We start from the raw sequence: 6,490 nt of genomic DNA on the forward strand, positions 1-6,490 counted from the left end.
CGCTCTCCGGGGTCTTGGCGCCGCTGCTGCGCAGCGATCTCCTGACGGGCTCGACCGCGCTGTCGAGTGCGGGCACGGTTTCGGCGTCGGCGGGCCGTGCCGGCTTGGTCGGGTCGTTGTCGGTGCCGGCGAACTGGGCCTCGGCGGTCCCGGCGGTCCGGACGGTGGCAGCCGAGCTGCCGGAGGCCATGCTGGACGCCGCTCCCGCGGCGGCCGTCAACGGTCAGCAGGGCATGTTCGGCCCGACGGCCCTGTCGAGCCTGGCCGGACGCGCGGTCGGCGGGACCGCCACCCGCGCCGTCGCCGGGGCGACCGTTCGCGTGCCCGGCGCTGTGGCCGTCGACGACATCGCGACCACGTCCACCGTCATTGTGATTCCGCCGAACGCGAAGTAAGGAAGGTGCGGCAATGGTTTTCAGCGATTTCGCAACGCTGCCACCGGAGGTCATCTCCACCCAGATCTATGTCGGCCCGGGCGCCGGGCCGCTGCTGGCCGCCGCGGCGGCATGGGACGGGCTGGCCGCCGAATTGCACAGCACCGCGGCTTCCTACGCATCGGTGATCTCGGAACTGGTCGGCGAATCGTGGCAAGGCTCGTCGTCGGAGTCCATGGCCGCCGCGGCGGCGCCCTACGTGGCGTGGATATCGACCACGGCAGGCCTGGCCGAGCAGACTGCCGCTCAGGCACGGGCCGCGGCCGCCGCCTACGAGGCGGCAGTGGCGGCCACCGTGCCGCCGGCGGTTGTGGCGGCGAACCGCAGCCTGCTTGCCACACTGTTGCAGACCAACATCTTGGGACAGAACGACGCGGCGATCGCGGCGACCGAAGACGAGTACGGCCAGATGTGGGCCCAAGATGTCGCGGCGATGTTCGGGTACGCCGCCGCGTCGGAATCGGCCGGTGAGCTGACGCCGTTCGAGCAGGCGCCGGCTACCACCAATGACACCGGCTCGGCGGCCCAGGCGGCCGCCGTCGCCGCCTCGGAGTCGCAGTCGTTGTCGTCGTGGCTCAAACAGATCGAGGACTACATCACCTCGCTCACCGGCCAATACACCAAGTTCTGGCAGAACTTGATCGGGGGCGCCACGGGGAGCACGGAGATAGCGCCGTTCTGGGAGACGCTGTATTCGAGCATTTCGCAGATCGGCACTCAGGCGACGTGGACCAACGTCGTCAATGCCACCATCAGCCTTGGCGTCTCGCAATGGAAGAACTTTTTCATCTATGCGCCGTGGAGTGCCGCGATGGCCAAGACGTCGCTGGGCGCCGGGCTGGCGTCGCCCGGCCACATCGCCGCTGGCATCGCGGCCAAGCCCGTATCGGCCGTGCTGGGTAGCGCGCCGACTGTGGGCAAATTGTCGGTGCCGCCGAACTGGGCGACCGCCGCCCCGGCGATCAGGCTGGCCTCCAGCGCGCTACCGGGCACCAGCGTGGCCGCGGCCGCCGCGGCGGATATCCCCGCCGGCCTGATCAACGAGGCGACGCTGGGCAGTCTGGCGGGCGGCGCGCTGGGCAGCCCGGCGTCGCGCGTCGTCAGCTCAACCGGCATCCAGACCCGTGCCATCACCGGTGAGCGCAGACAGGGGCCGGTCAAGCTCGACCGCATCATCGCCCAATTGCAGGAGATGCCCGACCAGGTGCAGCACTGGAACGTCGACGAGGCCGGCCTCGACGACCTGGTCGCCAAGCTGCGGACGACACCGGGCGTGCACGCCGTGCACGTGACGGAGGGAGAGGCGATCGCGGTCGAGCCGTCAAAGCTGGGGTAATTCCCGTGGGCGCAATAATTTTCGCGCCGCACCAGTACAAAACCTTTCGAAGGAGGATGCATGAAACTGCTGCTAGCGCTTCTCGGTGTATCGCTAGGGATCGTTACCGCGGTGCCCGCGCACGCCATACCCGGAGAGGATGAGGCCGCCGCCGACGACAACAATGAAGTCTTCATCGCTGACCTCCATACGGTCGGCATCAGCTTTCAGGACCCGAACCAAGCCGTGAGCGCCGGCAAAGCGGTCTGCGGCTTGCTCGCTCGTGGCATATCGGGTCTTCAACTCCTCAATGACCTCCGGGACAACAATCCCGCACTGACCACCAGCGGCGCCGCCCAGTTCGCGACGATATCGGCGAAGGCGTACTGCCCCCGACAACTCGATGCTTCCGCGGGACCCAGCACCAAAGGCGGCTAGAAGAGCAAAAACAAACTGCCGCAATGTAATCCGCGCCGCCTAACCGACCAACCTGATTTCCTTCACTCCTTTAGAGAAAAGCCGGATTTTGCAACACATTTCGCACACCGTTGAGCTGGGGTCAGTGATGGACTTCGGTAGCTTACCGCCGGAAAGCAGTTCCGCGCGGATGCATTCGGGCCCCGGCGCCGGATCAATGATGGACGCCGCCAGGGCCTGGGAGGTGCTAGGCGCCCAACTCCGGGAGGTGCTATCGACGTACCGGGCGGTGATCTCCACGCTGGATCTGGGAGAGCAGAGTGCTTCGGCAACGGCGATAAGCCAAGCGCTCGCACCGTATCTGGCGTGGCTCGATGCCACCGCTGCACAAGCCCAGCAGACGGCCATCCAGGCCAAGGCGGCCGCGAGCGCCTACGGCTTGACGCTGGCGACGATGGTGGCGCCCCAGGTGATCGATGCCAACCGGCTGCAGCGGATCTCGCTGGCGGCGACGAACTGCCTAGGCCAGATCAGTCCGGCTATCGCCGACGCAGAAGCGGACTACGAACGGATGTGGGCCCAAGACACCGCCGCCATGTATGCCTACGCCCGCGCCTCGGCCGCCATCTGGAAGCTGACACCGTTCAGTTCGCCCCCGCCCGTTCCCAGCGAGTCGGCCCGCCATGGTGCGGGCGTCACTCCGTCCCGGAATTGGACACTGACGGCGGCACCGCAAGTCATAACGACTGGCCGTCAGGTGATCTCAACCATCTCCGAAGCGCTCGATGCGCTGTCCTCCTCACCGTTGGCCACCTTCGATGCGTCCCTGCTGCCGATAACGGCGCCGCTGTCCAGGTTGAGTTCGTTGTCGGCGCCGCTGGACTTCGCGCTCAACCACCTGAATTGCCTCAACAAGGCCGTCGCACTGAACCGGGCCGCGCTCATGTGGCCCGCGCGGCCCACCGGGGGCCGCGCGAATCAGGCAGAGCCTCGGGTCAGCGTCGGTAGCGGCGCGGCAATCGGGGTCTTGTCGGTTCCGCAGGCATGGACCAATTCAATGCCAAGCCCGACGTCGCCGAGTTCCCCAGCGACTCCCGTTGATCGAAGCCAATGAGCCACCCGCTACTCGGCTGAGCCGACGGGTATTTTGTTCTTCATTGCTGGTCGCAACGGGGGTTGGGGGGCTACGGTCAGGTGATGAAACGGCTTTCGAGTGTGGACGCGGCGTTTTGGTCAGCAGAAACCGCGGGCTGGCACATGCACGTGGGCGCGCTGGCGATTTGCGACCCGAAGGAGTGCTCCGAGTACAGCTTTCAACGACTCCGTCAATTACTCATCGATCGCCTGCCCGAGGTGCCGCAGTTACGGTGGCGGGTCACCGGCGCGCCGCTGGGGCTCGACCGGCCATGGTTCGTCGAAGACGAAGAGTTGGACGTCGACTTCCACGTCCGCCGCATCGGTGTTCCTGCACCGGGTGGTCGCCGTGAGCTCGAGGAGTTGGTTGGCCGGCTGATGTCCTACAAGCTGGACCGCTCCCGGCCGCTGTGGGAGATGTGGGTGATCGAGGGCGTCGAGGGCGGGCGGATCGCCACGCTGACCAAGATGCACCACGCCATCGTCGACGGGGTCTCGGGCGCCGGGCTGGGAGAGATCCTGCTCGATGTCACGCCGGAACCGCGTGCGCCGCAACAGGAAACGGTCGGATCGCTGGTCGGATTCAAGCTTCCGGGTCTGGAACGGCGCGCCGTGGGCGCCCTGATCAACGTCGGTGTCAAGACGCCGTTCCGCATCGCGCGGCTGATGGAACAGACGGTGCGCCAGCAGATCGCCACTTTGGGTGTGCGCAGCAGGCCGCCGCGCTACTTCGAGGCGCCCAAAACCCGTTTCAACGCACCGGTCTCGCCGCATCGGCGTATTACCGGCTGCCGCGTCGAACTGGCCCGGGCCAAAGCCATCAAGGATGCCTATGGCGTCAAGCTCAACGATGTCGTGCTCGCGTTGGTGGCCGGCGCCGTCCGCGACTATCTGCAGAAGCACGGTGAGTTGCCCGCCAAACCGCTCATCGCGCAGATCCCGGTGTCAACCCGCACCGACGAGAACAAGGACGACATCGGCAACAAGGTCAGCTCGATGACCGTGTCGTTGGCCACCGATGTCGAAGACCCGGGCGAGCGGCTGTTGGCAATTCACGAAAGCACCCAGAACGCCAAGCTGATGGCCAAGGCGTTGTCGGCGCATCAGATCATGGGGCTGACCGAGACGACGCCGCCGGGGTTGTTGGGGCTGGCCGCGCGGGCCTACACGGCCAGCGGGCTGTCACGAAACCTGGCTCCCATCAACCTGGTTGTCTCCAACGTGCCGGGCCCGCCGTTCCCGTTGTACATGGCCGGGGCCAAACTGGATTCGCTAGTGCCGCTGGGGCCGCCGGTGATGGACGTCGCGCTGAACATCACCTGCTTCTCCTACACCGATTACCTGGACTTCGGTTTCGTGACGACGCCCGAGGTGGCCAACGACATCGACGACATGGCCGACCGGATCGAGCCGGCGTTGACCGACCTGGAGAAGGCCGCCACGCGGGAGAACGGCTCGGCTTAGACCTGCCGGGCGATCTCGCGATTATGGGTCGCCATCACCTAGCAGTTTTTCGGGGTGGTGGAAGGTGTTGGTGCGGGGTTGGCCGTTGTCCAGGTGTGGGGGTGGGATCCATTGGGTGTCGCCTTTGGTGTCTTTGCGGGTGATCCAGCTGCCGGGTTTGAGCAGGCGGTGGTGTAGGCCGCAGACGAGGGTGAGGTTGTTGACGTCGGTGGTGTGGCACTTGGCCCAGTCGGTGACGTGATGCACTTCGCAGTAGTAGCCGGGCACGGTGCAGCCGGGGGCCGAGCAGCCGCGGTCCTTGGCGTACAACATGATTCGCTGGCCGGGGGAGGCGAGTCGCTTGGTGTGATACAACGCCACGGCTTTGCCTTTGTCGAAGATGGCCAGATAGTGATGCGCGTGGCGGGCCAACCGGATGACATCGCTGATCGGCAGGATGGTGCCTGCGCCGGTTAGGCCGCGCCCGGCGGCGGCCTCGAGTTCGTCGAGGGTGGTGGTGACCACGATGGAGGCCGGTAGCCCGTTGTGCTGGCCTAATTGTCCGGAGGCCAGCAGCGCGCGATGGGCGGCCAGCAGCGCGTCGTGGTTGCGTTGGCTCCGTGAGCGCGGGTCGTGCTCGATGGCTTCCTGGCTGGGGGCGCCGTCCACGCACGGCGTCGCATCGAGGGGGTTGCACATGCCCGGGGCGGCGAGTTTGGCCAAGACGGCTTCGAGGGTGGCGCGCGCTTCGGGGGTCAGCAGGCCGCGTAGCTGTGACATGCCGTCGGGTTGCTGGTTGCCCAGGGTCAGGCCGCGTTGGCGGGCCCGGTCTTCGTCGCGGTAGGTGCCGTCGGGGTTGAGCCGGTCGGCCAGCCCTTGGGCGAGTTTGGCGAGTGCTTCGGGACAAAATTGCGTGCCGAACTTGGCTAGCTGTGCTTCGGCGAGTTCGCGGGTCGGGGTGTCTATCCAGCCGGGCAGTTGGTGGTAGAAGGTGCGGATCACCGCGACTTGGCCGGCCCCGAGGGTGCCCTCGCGTTGGGCGGCCGCGGTGGCGGCCAGCACCGGTGCGACGGGTTCACCGGTCAGGCCGTGGCGGGGTCCCAGGTCGGCGGCTTCTTTGATGCGGCGGGTGGCTTCGGCGCGGCTGATCAGCGTCGACTCGGTGATCGCATGGGTCAGCGTGCCGCCGAGTTCCTCGCAGGGGGCTTGGCGGGCAAGGGAATTGATCAGCGGATGCTCCAGGGCCGGTATGCGCCGGCGCAGCTTCTCGCATCGCTGCAAGATCGCCAGTTGTTGGCGCGCGTTGAGCGCGTCAAACGACAACGCGCAGGCGCGATCCAAGTCGGCATCCAGGGCGTCGAACACCGCATCGACATCCTGCTGACTACTTGGACTCACACCGCCAAACTAACCGCACCCACCGACAACAATCGGCGCCCTGTGGCTGCTGAAACGGAAGGGACACAAGGGATTACAAGGCGCGTCGGCGGGCGCGCTGTCGCTGTGGCTATCGCAGCCGTCTCAGTCGCGTTCGGGCGGGTTCGTCGCATACACCCACGACAGGAATCGCGCCACCGCCTCCGCGGAGCGATGTGCGCGCGGGGAACTGAAGATGTCGAAACCGTGCTGGGCGTGCGGTAATTCGGCGTAGGCGACCGGTGACTTGGACACCGCGCGCAGTTCCTCGACGAAGTCTTCGGCCTCGCCGACCGGAATGAGCGAATCGTCGTGACCGTGCAGGACGAAG

The 6,490-nt window shown here is 66.5% G+C and carries 5 protein-coding genes and 2 pseudogenes; 5 read left to right on the forward strand and 2 right to left on the reverse strand.

Going from position 1 to position 6,490, the window contains the following annotated elements; all coding sequences use genetic code 11:
* The 5 genes and pseudogenes from A5625_RS25910 to A5625_RS25930 all read left to right on the forward strand — a co-directional run.
* Positions 1 to 395 (forward strand): annotated as a pseudogene (locus A5625_RS25910) (hypothetical protein); the annotation flags it as partial.
* Positions 396 to 408: 13 nt separating this feature from the next.
* A complete protein-coding gene (locus A5625_RS25915) occupies positions 409 to 1,770 on the forward strand; it encodes a PPE family protein (RefSeq protein ID WP_067001094.1) in 1,362 nt (453 codons plus the stop codon).
* Positions 1,771 to 1,830: 60 nt separating this feature from the next.
* A complete protein-coding gene (locus tag A5625_RS25920) occupies positions 1,831 to 2,187 on the forward strand; it encodes a DUF732 domain-containing protein (protein ID WP_067001096.1) in 357 nt (118 codons plus the stop codon).
* A gap of 127 nt (positions 2,188 to 2,314) precedes the next feature.
* A complete protein-coding gene (locus tag A5625_RS25925) occupies positions 2,315 to 3,280 on the forward strand; it encodes a PPE family protein (protein ID WP_067001099.1) in 966 nt (321 codons plus the stop codon).
* An 83-nt stretch (positions 3,281 to 3,363) separates the two neighbouring features.
* The gene (locus tag A5625_RS25930) at positions 3,364 to 4,764 is read left to right on the forward strand and encodes a wax ester/triacylglycerol synthase family O-acyltransferase (protein ID WP_067001106.1); all 1,401 of its coding nucleotides are present in this window, start codon (positions 3,364 to 3,366) and stop codon (positions 4,762 to 4,764) included.
* A 21-nt stretch (positions 4,765 to 4,785) separates the two neighbouring features.
* Here the strand turns inward: A5625_RS25930 and A5625_RS25935 are convergent, their stop codons facing one another.
* The gene (locus tag A5625_RS25935; protein WP_067001102.1) at positions 4,786 to 6,141 is read right to left on the reverse strand and encodes an HNH endonuclease signature motif containing protein; all 1,356 of its coding nucleotides are present in this window, start codon (positions 6,139 to 6,141) and stop codon (positions 4,786 to 4,788) included.
* Positions 6,142 to 6,264: 123 nt separating this feature from the next.
* Positions 6,265 to 6,490 (reverse strand): annotated as a pseudogene (locus tag A5625_RS25940) (alpha/beta hydrolase); the annotation flags it as partial.

This window comes from Mycobacterium sp. 1465703.0 (assembly GCF_001672975.1).
Classification (GTDB): Bacteria; Actinomycetota; Actinomycetes; order Mycobacteriales; family Mycobacteriaceae; genus Mycobacterium.

Bases quoted from the DNA above. Each gene is read 5' to 3' on its own strand.
- A5625_RS25930 (WP_067001106.1), top strand. From the start codon at position 3,364: ATGAAACGGCTTTCGAGTGTGGACGCGGCGTTTTGGTCAGCAGAAACC.
- A5625_RS25920 (WP_067001096.1), top strand. From the start codon at position 1,831: ATGAAACTGCTGCTAGCGCTTCTCGGTGTATCGCTAGGGATCGTTACC.
- A5625_RS25915 (WP_067001094.1), top strand. From the start codon at position 409: ATGGTTTTCAGCGATTTCGCAACGCTGCCACCGGAGGTCATCTCCACC.
- A5625_RS25925 (WP_067001099.1), top strand. From the start codon at position 2,315: ATGGACTTCGGTAGCTTACCGCCGGAAAGCAGTTCCGCGCGGATGCAT.